The organism is Pigmentiphaga litoralis (genome assembly GCF_048632615.1).
Taxonomy (GTDB): domain Bacteria; phylum Pseudomonadota; class Gammaproteobacteria; order Burkholderiales; family Burkholderiaceae_B; genus Pigmentiphaga; species Pigmentiphaga litoralis_B.
In genome coordinates this window covers 3,680,322-3,692,931 of record NZ_CP184479.1, presented here as the reverse complement: position 1 = coordinate 3,692,931, position 12,610 = coordinate 3,680,322, and the positions used below count along the sequence as shown (strand labels likewise).

General features: G+C 52.8%; 10 protein-coding genes and 1 pseudogene. 6 read left to right on the top strand and 5 right to left on the bottom strand.

From position 1 onward, the window contains the following. The first annotated feature begins 6 nt into the window (after positions 1-6). The 3 genes from ACNANG_RS16895 (at position 7) to ACNANG_RS16885 (ending at position 3,040) form a co-directional block, all read left to right on the top strand. Entirely contained in the window at positions 7-1,158 is a 1,152-nt protein-coding gene (locus ACNANG_RS16895; protein ID WP_420223956.1) for an NAD-dependent epimerase/dehydratase family protein, read from the top strand. Beyond that, positions 1,155-2,072: a glycosyltransferase gene (locus tag ACNANG_RS16890; RefSeq protein WP_420223955.1), complete on the top strand. Its 918-nt coding sequence runs from the start codon at positions 1,155-1,157 to the stop codon at positions 2,070-2,072. Before ACNANG_RS16895 ends, ACNANG_RS16890 begins: the two co-directional genes overlap by 4 nt. 68 nt (positions 2,073-2,140) lie before the next feature. Further along, entirely contained in the window at positions 2,141-3,040 is a 900-nt protein-coding gene (locus ACNANG_RS16885) for a glycosyltransferase family 2 protein (RefSeq protein WP_420223954.1), read from the top strand. 22 nt (positions 3,041-3,062) lie between these two features. Here ACNANG_RS16885 and ACNANG_RS16880 read toward each other — a convergent pair whose 3' ends face one another. The 5 genes from ACNANG_RS16880 to ACNANG_RS16860 all read right to left on the bottom strand — a co-directional run bounded on the left by ACNANG_RS16880 (position 3,063) and on the right by ACNANG_RS16860 (position 8,758). Further along, positions 3,063-3,869 carry a hypothetical protein gene (locus tag ACNANG_RS16880; protein ID WP_420223953.1) on the bottom strand — a complete coding sequence of 269 codons (807 nt, stop codon included), beginning with the start codon at positions 3,867-3,869 and terminating at the stop codon, positions 3,063-3,065. Positions 3,870-4,356: 487 nt separating this feature from the next. Beyond that, positions 4,357-5,283 (bottom strand): glycosyltransferase family 4 protein, encoded by a 927-nt coding sequence (locus ACNANG_RS16875; protein WP_420223952.1) that lies wholly within the window; start codon positions 5,281-5,283, stop codon positions 4,357-4,359. A gap of 125 nt (positions 5,284-5,408) precedes the next feature. Beyond that, a complete protein-coding gene (locus tag ACNANG_RS16870; RefSeq protein WP_420223951.1) occupies positions 5,409-6,605 on the bottom strand; it encodes a Wzz/FepE/Etk N-terminal domain-containing protein in 1,197 nt (398 codons plus the stop codon). 3 nt (positions 6,606-6,608) lie between these two features. Further along, entirely contained in the window at positions 6,609-6,887 is a 279-nt protein-coding gene (locus ACNANG_RS16865) for a hypothetical protein (protein WP_420223950.1), read from the bottom strand. Further along, positions 6,881-8,758: an SLBB domain-containing protein gene (locus ACNANG_RS16860; protein ID WP_420223949.1), complete on the bottom strand. Its 1,878-nt coding sequence runs from the start codon at positions 8,756-8,758 to the stop codon at positions 6,881-6,883. Before ACNANG_RS16860 ends, ACNANG_RS16865 begins: the two co-directional genes overlap by 7 nt. A 920-nt stretch (positions 8,759-9,678) precedes the next feature. Between ACNANG_RS16860 and galU the strand changes: the two genes are divergently transcribed. From galU to ACNANG_RS16845, 3 genes and pseudogenes are all read left to right on the top strand, one after another. Then, the gene (gene galU / locus ACNANG_RS16855; RefSeq protein ID WP_420223948.1) at positions 9,679-10,515 is read left to right on the top strand and encodes a UTP--glucose-1-phosphate uridylyltransferase GalU; all 837 of its coding nucleotides are present in this window, start codon (positions 9,679-9,681) and stop codon (positions 10,513-10,515) included. A 56-nt stretch (positions 10,516-10,571) separates the two neighbouring features. Further along, a complete protein-coding gene (gene lptG, locus ACNANG_RS16850; RefSeq protein ID WP_420223947.1) occupies positions 10,572-11,747 on the top strand; it encodes an LPS export ABC transporter permease LptG in 1,176 nt (391 codons plus the stop codon). Beyond that, positions 11,744-12,564: pseudogene (locus ACNANG_RS16845) on the top strand (symmetrical bis(5'-nucleosyl)-tetraphosphatase). The gene lptG and the pseudogene ACNANG_RS16845 overlap by 4 nt, the downstream one beginning before the upstream one ends. Positions 12,565-12,610 lie beyond the last annotated feature (46 nt).

The window sequence follows — 12,610 nt, the reverse complement described above, 5'->3', positions numbered from 1 at the left end:
TGAATTATGAAAGTACTTATCACAGGCGGCGCTGGATTCATCGGGTCAAACCTCTCATTACATCTGCACTCACTGGGGCACGAAATTACCGTGCTAGACAGCCTATCACCTCAGATCCACGGAACCAATCCGACTGCAGACTCGCCGCTATACTCGGCCATTAAGGACAAAGTTAGATTTATTAAAGGTTCTGTTACTGACGTTAGCGCGTGGCGTGACGCCCTTTTAGGTCAAGATGCCATTGTCCACCTTGCTGCTGAAACTGGCACGGGACAGTCCATGTACGAAATTAAACGCTATGTAGAAGTAAATGTCGGAGGCACCGCATGCTTGCTCGACCTTCTAACAAACGAACCTCATTCAGTATCTCGGGTCGTAGTAGCATCCTCGCGCTCAATATATGGCGAGGGTAAATACCTTACTCCGCACGGTGAGGTCGTGTATCCAATTGCACGTACCGATGCCGCAATGGCCGGCGGCCAATTCGATCATATCGACGCTGCCACAGGTGAACTCCTCACTTTAGTGGGCACGGACGAGGACTCGAAACTCCATCCGGCATCCATCTACGGAATCACGAAGCTAAACCAAGAACAGATGGTGCTTACTGTATGCGCGAGTCTCGGCATTGCAGGGACCGCACTTCGTTATCAAAACGTTTATGGACCTGGTCAGTCTCTGAGCAACCCGTATACAGGAATTCTTTCCATTTTTTCCACGCGCATCAAAAATCGGAATCCAATTAGCATCTTTGAAGACGGACTTGAGAGCCGCGACTTCGTCTTTATAAGCGACGTCGTGCAAGCAACTACGCTGGCACTACTTCGCGAAGGAAACGAGAGCAAGGTGTTCGGTATCGGCTCTGGTAAGCCGACAACTGTTCTGGAGGTTGCAAACGCGCTTGTCCACGCTTATGGAATTGACGTGCCGGTAAATACTACAGGTGCTTACCGACTTGGCGATATACGTCACAACTTCGCAGATTTAACGCGCGCCAAGACAGAACTTTCGTTCGAACCAAAGGTGTCATTTGCTGAAGGTATAGCGGCGTTCACTCATTGGGTAAATAGCCAATCGGTGCAGGAGGACCGCTATGAGGAAAGCATACGCGAGATGAAAAACAAAGGCCTATTCAAAGGGCAAAATAAAAATAAGTGAACGTTATCAAGATGCCAACCGTCGCAGTGCTGCTTGCCGTTTACAATGGAGAGTGCTACCTGAGAGAGCAAGTAGAGTCTATTCTCGGTCAAGAAGACGTCAAGATCGCTTTATTTGCATATGACGATCGTTCAACCGACAATTCGTGGCAGCTATTGCAAGATCTCGCGAGTAAAGATGCACGGATTACAATAGCAAGAAACGAAGTCTCGAGCGGGTCTGCATTCAACAACTTTTATGGCGCCATTAAGGCTTTTCGAACGGTGGAGTTTGATTACATAGCGCTTTCCGACCAGGACGACGTTTGGATGCCAGAAAAGCTATCTCGACAGATATCCTCAATGCTTGCGACGAACAGTGACGGCTGTTCAACAAGCGTTCAGACTTTTGGCACGCGCGGCGAGCAGGCTTACATAAACAACGCTGGCCGACAGAGCTCCTTAGACTTCCTCTTTACAGGCGCTGGTCAGGGATGTACCTATGTGGTGTCGAACCGGCTCTTTCAGGAAATTAGGAATCACGTGTCCATCATTGGTCCTGTGAGCCTTCCACACGATTGGTTTATATATGCGACAGCACGAAGACTGGGATTTCGGTGGCTAATATTGCGTGAGCCACTGATACTCTATCGTCAGCATCAAAACGTATTCGGCGCAAGGACAAGCCTAAAAGGAATCAAGTTCCGAATCCAGATGTTGCGTTCGCAGGTATTCCTGTCGAATAGGGTAAGTCTATTAAAATTTCTGCGAACCATACCAAGTGATGGCGCTACCGATAAAATCGAAGAACTGGCATCGGTCGAGCACTCGCTGGCAAAACGAGCTGCTTTCGCACTAAAACACTTATTCCTATTTCGGCGATTTAGAGCGCAGTCAGTCGTTATGGCAGCTCTTTTCGTAGCAGGGCTTGCCTAGCACGAAAACAAGTTATGACGCCGGAGGCGTTTAATTAATCGGCTGGGAAACAACAAGGACGGGTTAAGATGAAAGTCGGTGTGGTGACCGTGCTATACAACAGCACTGACGTGCTCGAGGGCTTTTTCAGTAGCCTGAGCCAACAAGTTGATGTCACAATCAAATTATACGTTATCGACAATAGTCCGACAGACGAGGGATTTCAACTGTCGCGACATTTAGCCAAGCAGCACGGGATCGATACCACGCTTGTTTATAATAATGGCAACCTCGGAGTCGCAAAGGGGAATAACCAAGGTATTGAACTGGCTCTTGCAGACAATGTCGATTATGTTGTACTTTCGAATAATGACATTGAGTTCAGCAACCCGGCTATGATCAACGGGATGATTGCCGACATGTCGTTGGTTGGCGCCCGCGCGGCGGTACCTAAGATGCTTTATTACGGCACCCGGAAAATTTGGTGCGCAGGCGGTTCCATATCTAAGCTCCGCTCGGGCTCGCCTCATAGAGGCGACCTTGAGGATGATGTGGGTCAATATGACGTCAGCGAGTTTACTGAATATGCACCGACGTGCTTTATGATCCTCAGGCGAGACGTTTTTCAAGACGTCGGACTTATGGACGAGGACTATTTCGTCTATTACGATGACACCGATTTCGTATGGCGTATGAATAAGTGCAATACGCCAATTTTATATGTCCCCCGTTTTGAACTTTTTCACAAGGTGAGCTTCTCCACCGGGGGAAATGAGAGTTTATTCAGTCTTTACTACGTTACGCGAAACCGACTGTTCTTTGCTCGCAAGAATCTCCCGATCCCATATAGATGGATCGCTGTTTGCTACACGATAGGGGCGATGGGTATTAAGAGTTTTAAGTTCGACAAAATGCAAAGGTCGCGTGTGTATAAGGCGCTGGTCGATGGCCTAAAGGCAGAATTCGAAGCCTCTACAAGGGCACGCTGAGCTAAGTAGATTTACCTAACAATTAAGATACGGAACGCACCGATCCCAGCCCGACGCCACTAGTTGGGCTGCCGACGAGTCTCAATCGAAGGCAAAAGCTTACTAACCACGCAATAACGATATGCTCTGGTAGAAAAAATCCAACCCCAAGCGGTAGCAATGACACTCCACTCAAGAACAAAAGAACAATAAAATCGCTCGGATGTCGGAATTTTTTAAGAGCCAATATATAGCGCTTAGTTATTAGCGCCATCATAAAAGCTGCGACGCAGAGAACTGGTAACGTCAACCACTTAAAATCTGCGAATTGAACTCCAATCCCGAATGCTGGTACGCCTTGATCTAGCTCGAAAGCGGCGGGAAAATAGGTCTGCGCTAAATAAAATGAACCGAAATCTTTAGGCTTGTCGGGAAAAATAAGTCGGGGCACTCTCGAAAACACATTGTCTTCGAAAAAAATTCGCCCAAGCAACGCGGGACGGTTATCCGCCATTACCATAAGCCCGTTGCTTGTGTAGTCGGCGTACCCTGCAATCATTTCAACTAAATTGCTGAGTTCGACACCAACGGCGAAGAAGTAAAACAGAAAGCCCATAAACCCGCCAAACAACATCATTAGAAAAATCATTTGACTAAGAGGGACGCGCTTTCCTGCCACATATCGCCAATACAGCATCGGGACAAGCATAAAAATGAACAACTGGCCCTTGCTGCCATGCGCCATGCCGAAAGCACAACAGAAGACGAAAACGGCGACTAGCTCCCACGTCTTTCTGTTCTCTTTGAACATGTAAAGCGCCATTCCCAGCACGGCGAAGGTGGTCGACAAAAAAAGTTCAAGCCATAGCCCGTACGAGTCTTCTCATATATAGCTCGTGGACTAAGAATCTGATCCCCAAATTCGAGCAGTATGGGTGCAAACAGAGTCACGCCAATACCAAGGAAAACGTACGGGCTATAGCGTACTGTGACTGCAGGGCGGGATTGCACGGCCAACCAACTCGGAAGCCTCACATGGATCAACGTCATAGCGAAAATGACAACCGGTACTGCGTAGCAAACATACATGTAGGCATACAGTTCTACACTGAAAAACTCGTCGACCGTTTGCAGTCTGACAAGTTGGGCCAGGTACATCGCGGGTATCGTCAGAACCAGTTGCGGCGTCAATATATTAAACCAGCTCTTTTCCCTTGCCGACAAGTATGCGTATGCAATCAGCACACTACATAGAGCGGTCGAAACAATAAATTCGCGCATGATTAGCTATGTCTGCTCTTTACGGCATAGGTGAATAAAGCATCACAAAATTTATACTATATCGCTCGAACATCTAAACAAGACAAATCGTCGAAAATATTCGCCATCTTAACGGCGCTGCTATCCCATGAGAACTTACGCAGACGCTCCTTTGCTCTTTCTGAAATTTGGTGACGACGTTCTGAGTTGAAGACCGCTTCGTGTAAGCCGTGAATTATCTCGTCGGCGGCATACGGATCTACAATGATCGCGGCATCGCCTGCTATTTCTGGCATCGCAGACACATTCGACGTCACAGCAGGCACGTCGCTGGCCATGGCTTCTAGAAGAGGCAGACCGAACCCTTCGTATAAGGACACGAAGGCGACTGCTAGACTGCCCCTATACAATTCTGCTAGTCTTTCCTCTGGTACAAAGCCCGCAAACACTACGTGGTCGCTGATTCTCAGGCGTTTTGCCGTCGCAAGCAGACTTTCGGAGCCGCTGCCGGTCAATACCAATTTCACCCCTTCCCCGGGAAGACGCGAACCCGAATATGCTTGAAAAAGTCTATCTAGATTTTTATAAGGTCGGTAGTTTCCAGGGTATAGCACATACGGAAAGCCAAGGTCTGCTTCTACCTTGTTAGTCAAAAAACGCTCACTTATCCCGTTGTACACAACGTTAACTCGACTGTGCGGGAAGCGTGACCAAGCACAAAACTCAGCCTTCGTATATTCAGACACGCACACTATTCTCTCACAACGTCTATACAGATGTTTCAATACCCAATCGTAATAGAGTCGATGCTTAGCAGAATAAAAGCGCAGATGCGTCAAATCATGGACTGTGACTACCGACTTCAGCCGAGTGTTGATGGCAGGTATAAAACCGGGGTTCCAAAATATGTCTTCGTTATTTGCTGACGATCTGGAAATCGCGCATTGGACCCGAACTGGCGACAAAGGACTTCCGATGGGCCCCGTAACCGATAGGTCTACCATGTTAAAACGATTTTCTAGTCGCTTTGCTAGTTCAACTGCAACAATTCCGATGCCACTTCCAGCGGGCCATCTATTGTCAAAAAAATAGTCACTGGTATTCCAGGCCGTAATCGTCAGTTCAGAAATCAGCGACGGCGAAACGTTTGTCGGAGAGACGCCTTCAGGCGCAGTAATTGTTCCGCGCCAGCGGCATGCGCGCTAACGTTGTTTAGAGCATAACGAGCAAATGCGACGATAAGCATTATCATGCCAGCCGCGACGGTAGCCCCGACGGCCAAAAATCCTCTTTTCGGACTCGACTTTAGTTCTGGGGCAGACGCGCGATCAATAACTTGAATGGTCGCACCTTCGCGGCTTTCGTCGATTCTGGCCAGTTCATACTGCTTGGCGAACAGTTCAAACAGTGTTTCTTGATATTTGAATTCTCTATACTTAGCAATGTAGTCATTGCTGCCAGCCTTCCCTGCAGGCTGTTCCTGTTCCGCTTTAAGAAGCTGATTCCTGAGCGCAGAGAGTTCCAACTGGGCCTGCCGAAACTCTGGTGCTGCAGGAGTAAGGTACGCACGCATGGAAGCCAACTTTACTTCCTGCGCGGTTACTAACGCTCGTAGTTTAGCTGGCCCCTCCAATGCAACAGATGGACTCGCATTGAGGGCAGCCGCACTCACTCCACTAGCAGCTAGGGACTGCTCCGCTCGTATAAGATTATCCTTGGCGGTGCCTAATTGCTTCTCGAAGAAAACCCGGCGTTGTTGGGCCTCGGTAATAGCTAGCCGATTGAGTAACTCGCCAAGTTCCTCGACGTAACCATTGGCCACTTCTGCTGCAAATATCGGGTCCTTGTCGTCGAACTCAACATTTATTAGCCCTTCCTTTCCGGCCGAAATGCGACTCTTGGCTTTCAATATGTCTCGGGCTTTCTGCAAGTATTTGACTTCATACCTTGTCTTCAGATCAAACCTAGTAACCACCGCTCCTTGTACAGTATTGGACCGCAAAAAGCCTATATACTGATCTGTAGGGTTCTTAATGCCTGCGGCAGCTCCCGCTAATCCACTAAGCGCCCCCAGCGACTGAAGCATACCAAAAGCACTGCTTTGCTGTTGCTGCGGCGGTAAGAATGTAGCAGTTGCGGTGAACGTAGGAGTAATAGCGAAACTGCCAAGTAATACTATTACACCGACTGCAAGAGGGATAAAAACTAGTGATTTTAAGTTATCCGCTAGCACTTGTAAGATGCCAATCAGGCTTATCTCATCATCCGTTTTATGCAAAGCCTCCCCCTGTTGTAACGGAGAATCACCCGGTCCAATACCTGACATGATTTACAGATCCTTGATCACGCTAAGTGCGGCCACACCTAAACCCAACTGCGAGAAGATTTGCGTCCAGTCTTTGAACTGACGTGCAATGAAGTTGCCGGTTGTCTCGCGGTCCAGCTTCTCCGGCACAATAATTGTGTCGCCTGGCATCAAGCGAAGCGAATGGATACCACCGCCAAAGATGCTTGACGTATCACGTGCCGCCAGTATGCTTCCATCCGCACGCAGCACGAACAATTGCTTTAGATCCGCCTCCTCCCTGAGCCCCGCAGACTTCAGCACGTCCTCAACCGTGCGGCCCCCTTAAATATAAATACGTTCTCGTTGTTCACTGCGCCGACGGCGGACACAAAACCAGGCACCGGGGGAACCATCAGTCGATCGCCGTCTTCGAGTGGTAGGTCTGGAAGCGCCGCAATGGCATTTGTCTCGGCGCTAAGCTCCAAGGCAATGCGTCCATTACTTCGCAGCTTTCGCAAGGCTTCAAGCTGATTACGCGCTATAGCCTGTTGCTGCTGGGCGACTGCCGCTTGCGCTGCTGCGTCCGCTGTAGTTCGATTAGCCAAAATATAAAGTATTTGGCTTTGCTGTTGAGACTCGAGTCGTCGAATTAAAACGTCAAGGTTTTGTTGTTGTTTGAGTCGAACCGATTCACGGTCGAGTTCGATGCCGAAGACGTACGCCTCGGACGTAACTCCGCCCAATCGTTGTATAAATTGACGCATTGTTTCGCCAGGCATTACTTCGTAGATGCCAGGGGCTGCCACCTCTCCTTCTACCCGAACCAGCCTAGTTCTTTTCTGCGCAGGCAGACGTAGGTCGTTTTGGCTCAAAACGGTTACGACGTCACCGGCTTCCAATGGAAGATTTTGACTTTCGTCTCCCGAAATTACCGCTCGGCCCAAATTAAAAGGTATAAGTTGAGTACGCAGTCGCTCTTTGTCCAAGCGCTCAATTACCGCGTAATCCCAGTTGATTTCGTCCACCATTCCTCGGACGCGACTGTCGAGTTGGTTGCCAGCTCTAAATGAGTTGGTTACCGTCTCGGTATTCTGTACTAAGAGATTTTTTCGCAGATAGTAATCGGTCGTTACAAGTGCCTCACGAGCTGGAATTAAATCCCGTACTTTCATGCCGGGAAACCAGCGATACCGTAGGGGCGCCGCAACGTTTCCTTGCAGCGTGACCGCGTTACCAAATGCGGGACTAATGCCCAACAAGGTTATGACGTCGCCGTCACGAAGGGGTAACGCCAGACCGGATTGATCCAACACCAGATCCTGCACTTGCCTTGGAGGAGTCTTGTCTGCAACGACTCGCTCGATCAATGCCTTCTGAGATGTGGCTAGGGCGGGAACTCCGCCACTCAACGACAAAATATCCTGCAATGAAGTTGCGGCGCCTTCGCCACTTTTTAGCTCGTAAATCGCGGCGTTATCTAGGGCGCCTGTGATTGCTACTCGCGGGCCGACCGGCGGAATAACAATAATATCTCCGGACGCAAGTGGCACGTCCCGTCCTTTCTCGCCTTTCCCAATAAAGTCGTACAAATCGAAGGTTGTAACGACTGCACCGTGGCGCTTCAGTTGAATGTTGCGCATGCTCCCGTTGACGTTGGGTCCTCCGCTCGCAAATAGGGCATTCACCAGTGTCCCTAGGCTGGAAAGGGTGTACGTGCCTGGCTGCTGCGCTTGACCTACCACGTACACCTGAATGGACCGCAGCTTTCCGAGGTTTGCATTGAGGTCAAAATTTGCGAAATTGCGGCTTATATGATCTCTGAGAACGGCGCTGACATCGCGCATACGCGTCCCAGCAAGACTTACGACGCCAACGCGTGGGATATTAACTTGACCATTTCTGTCGATAACTACTCGTCCGTCGTAATCAACCGACCCCCACACCTGAACCTGCAATTCATCCCCTGGTCCAAGAACGTAGTCTTCACGCGCGGGACCGTCACCATTAGCAGCGTAAGTAAGTTGGGGAAGCTCGAAAAGATCTTGTCCGTAGACCGGCAAAACGCGACCGGTTGACTGCTGAACGAATTGCTGAAACTGGCTCATCTGGCGCTGACGAGCAAGAGGAATCTTGTCATTAGTTAGTCGGCGCTCATCACTCCCAACGTCCCCACTTCGATCGCCGGGCGACATCCCACTTGTCGGAGGCAACTGTCGTAGAGTATTAGGTCCTACGTCCAAGCGATTGCCAAAGGTGCTGGAGCCTTGACCGAGGGCAGGGTTGGACCCGGCGCTGTCGCCATACGGTGCACTGGATGGTGCTGCTGCGCTCCCGCCCACTCCCGTTGGCGCCCCCCAAGTACAGAATTCGGCGATACGTATGAACTGGAGTTTGACGCTGGAGCAGTGCTACCAAAACCTGGTATAGCCATCTGGCCATACGACGCTGTCGTTACGAAGGCAGCGAGCAGGGCAGCAAGTGTGCCGCGGAGAGGACGAATCAGTAGGGTGTGGGTCATTGATTTGCTGAAATGCGCCTCGGATTACAGAAGCGGAGAGTACGGAGGATGCGAATCAAAAAAACGACTTGTTTACGCAATCTCAAGCGTTTAATGCAGAATTGCTGGGCTGACCTGCAACATTGTTGTTCTACTGCTGACTACCGATTGGCAACTCGCACTTTGAGCGCCGAGCTTCGCAGGAACTCAGTCTTCACGCTCGCCGCCGCAGAGTTTATCAGAGGGCTGCGACCTGTTGGAACGGCCCGCTGCTAGCAGCGTCTCCGGGGCGCAACCACCGATGGCTGTCCGTCGATGAAGCGCCTCTGCCTACTTCGCGCGGTTCAACCCGGGCATTGGGGCCATGCCAACGGTTGAATTAGGCGCTTCACTTAGCGTAGAACACTTGGTTGAGATGGATCACTAGCCAAATGAGCGGCGGGTCTTTCGCAGCAATGTTGATATCCTGTGTGCAAATCAACGCTTAATTGGTCCTGCTGCGATCTTGTATCTGGATGTTCCAAATGAACGGGCGCCACATTCACTCTTACAAGTCTTAGCAGCGTACGCATCAGTTCGTCGCAGAATACCGTCCTACAAATTAGAGTCCCTCCAATGAATCCTGTCCGTAAAGCCGTATTTCCCGTTGCCGGCCTCGGCACCCGTTTCCTGCCTGCCACCAAGGCAATTCCAAAGGAAATGCTGCCTGTCGTCGACAAGCCATTGATCCAATACGCTGTGGAAGAAGCGGTTGCAGCAGGCATCACCGACCTGATCTTCGTAACAGGCCGGAGCAAGCGCGCGATCGAAGACCACTTCGACACGATGCCCGATCTGGAAGCCGAGCTGGCCGCCAAGGGCAAGCATGAGCTGCTCGAGATCGTTCGTGGCATCCTGCCGGCAGGCGTGAACTGCATCTTTATCCGCCAACCCGCCCCGCTGGGCCTGGGTCACGCTGTTCTGTGCGCCGAACCCGCGGTGGGCAACGAGCCTTTCGCCGTGCTGCTGCCAGACGACCTGCTCGACGCTGACGTGTCGGTTACGAAGCAACTGGTCGACGTTGCACGCGCCAACAATGGCAGCGTCCTGGCTGTGCAGGATGTGGAACGCAAGGACACGTCCAAGTACGGCATTGTTGACACGCACGAGGCCAAGGGCGCGACGGCTGAAGTCTTCGGCATGGTGGAAAAGCCCAAGCCTGAAGAAGCGCCTTCGACCCTGGCGGTCGTCGGCCGCTACGTGTTGGAAGGCGAGATCTTTGAACATCTGCGCAAGATCGGTAAAGGCGCCGGCGGCGAGATCCAGTTGACGGACGGCATTGCTGCCCTGATGAACGCCCAGCGCAAAGTGTTCGCTCACCGCTACGAAGGCAAGCGGTACGACTGCGGCAACAAGGCGGGTCTGTTCGAAGCAACATTGGCATTGGGCCGCAAGTACCACGGCTTCGAGTGAGGGCTACGGCGGGCGCTTCCTTTACACTGCAGCTTGTCTAGACCTGCGCTGTCCAAGTGAAAACCGCCCGCCGCTACCTCGCCACCGAGATCTACCGCTCGTCCGCCGTCGTGCTTGTCGCACTGGTGGGCTTGTTCACGTTTTTTGCGCTTGTGGACGACCTGGACAAGGTCGGCCGCGGCGACTTCAAGCTGTACCACCTGCTCTTTCTCGAGCTGCTGGCCCTCCCTACCCGCCTGTACGACATTCTGCCGATCGGCTTGTTGATCGGGTCCATTCTTGCGCTTGCAGGATTGGCGCAGCGGCACGAGCTGGTGATCCTGCGGGTATCTGGCATTAGCGGGATGCGGATGCTGGTGATGCTGTGGATCGTGACGATCCCGGTGGTCATCTTTGCGCTGATCCTGGCCGAATTCCTGACCCCAGCCGCGGAACTGAAGCTGAGCGAGGCCACCCTGTCGTTGACAGGAAGCGCTGGCAAGAATGCCGGGGTGTTGCGCAGCGGCTACTGGTTCAAGGAAACAACGCCTGAGGGCGATCGGATCATCAATGTGGGCGCGCTGCAGTCTGGTGGCGGGGCGCTGGCCATCACCCTGTACGACTTCAATGCTGCCCGTCAGCTGACGTCGACTGTCACGGCTGCCAGTGGCGCATTTGGTACAGGCGAACTCGCGCTGAAGGATGTGACGGTCAACACGATCAGTCCGGAGACTGAGTCGGCACTGGCCAAAGGATCGCGCGCGACAACGCCTCCGGTCGTGGTTACCAAGGAGGCGACGCGTACGGTACCCACGTCGTTGACGCCCGAATTGCTGTTTGCCCGGGTCCTAACACCGGAGCGGATGTCTTTCATCGACCTCTTTGACTACATCGGATACCTGAGCACAAATCACCTTGTGGCGGAGCGCCAGATCGTAGCTGTGTGGCGTAAGCTGATTTACCCCTTCACGTTGTTGGTGATGGTGACGATCGCGGCGCCGTTGGGCTTCATGCAAACGCGTCGCGGCGGCGTGGGCGCAAAGGTGTTCCTGGGAATTCTGCTGGGCGTCGGGTTTTTCATGCTCAATCAGCTGTCATTGAACGTTGGCATGCTGAACAAGTGGCCGGCGTGGCTGACGGCGGTGGGTCCGAATGCGTTGGCCCTGGTACTGGCCATGACGGCGGTGCTGATCGTCGAGTACGGCAGCACGATTTCGCGGCGGTGGAAGGCGCTGCGGGGGTCGCGGGCATGAGTATCTGGGCGATCGGTGATCTGCAGGGCTGCTGCGACTCGCTGGACGCCTTGCTGGCGCGGCCGGAGATCGCCAATGATCCGCAAGCCCGTTTCTGGTTTGCAGGTGACCTGGTGAATCGGGGTCCGGCATCGCTCAGGACGCTGCGCACGGTCATGGCGCTGGGCAACCGGGCCGTCAGCATCCTTGGCAATCACGACCTGCATCTGCTGGGCGTGGCGGCCGGGATCCGGAAGCCGGGCAAGTCGGATACGACGCAGGAAATCCTGGATGCGCCGGATGCGGACCAGTTGCTGGCGTGGATACGGTCGCGGCCCTTGGCGCACTTTGAACGCGGGCACCTGATGGTGCATGCGGGTGTGCTGCCGGCGTGGACCGCGGCCCAGACGCTCAGGTTGGCGTCGGAAGTCGAATCCGCGTTGCGTGGACCGAAGTGGCGGGAATTCCTGGCCAGGATGTACGGCAATGCGCCGTCAGCCTGGTCGGACAGCCTGCAGGGCCCGGATCGTTTGCGGGTGATCGTGAATGCGTTGACGCGCATGCGCTATTGCACGCTGGACGGCACGATGGACTTCGACGCCAAGGACGCTGCGGGTGATGCGCCGTCCGGCCATGTGCCGTGGTTTGACGTGCCGGGCCGGGCGACGGCATCGGTCACCATTGTGTTCGGCCACTGGTCGACCTTGGGTCTGGTGCGCCAGCCCGGGGTCCTTGGTCTGGACACTGGCTGCGTGTGGGGGGACAACTGACGGCGGTGCGGCTGGATGACCGGCAGCTCGTCCAGGTTCAATGTCCGCAGTATCGAGTTCCTGGTTGATCCGAAGGTCTGACGACCTTTTCTTAAAAATATTCTTGCGGAGCTT

Coding starts and splice junctions, on each gene's coding strand:
- ACNANG_RS16895 (WP_420223956.1), top strand. CDS start 7: ATGAAAGTACTTATCACAGGCGGCGCTGGATTCATCGGGTCAAACCTC.
- galU (WP_420223948.1), top strand. CDS start 9,679: ATGAATCCTGTCCGTAAAGCCGTATTTCCCGTTGCCGGCCTCGGCACC.
- ACNANG_RS16885 (WP_420223954.1), top strand. CDS start 2,141: ATGAAAGTCGGTGTGGTGACCGTGCTATACAACAGCACTGACGTGCTC.
- ACNANG_RS16860 (WP_420223949.1), bottom strand. CDS start 8,758: ATGTCGCCCGGCGATCGAAGTGGGGACGTTGGGAGTGATGAGCGCCGA.
- ACNANG_RS16870 (WP_420223951.1), bottom strand. CDS start 6,605: ATGTCAGGTATTGGACCGGGTGATTCTCCGTTACAACAGGGGGAGGCT.
- ACNANG_RS16875 (WP_420223952.1), bottom strand. CDS start 5,283: ATGGTAGACCTATCGGTTACGGGGCCCATCGGAAGTCCTTTGTCGCCA.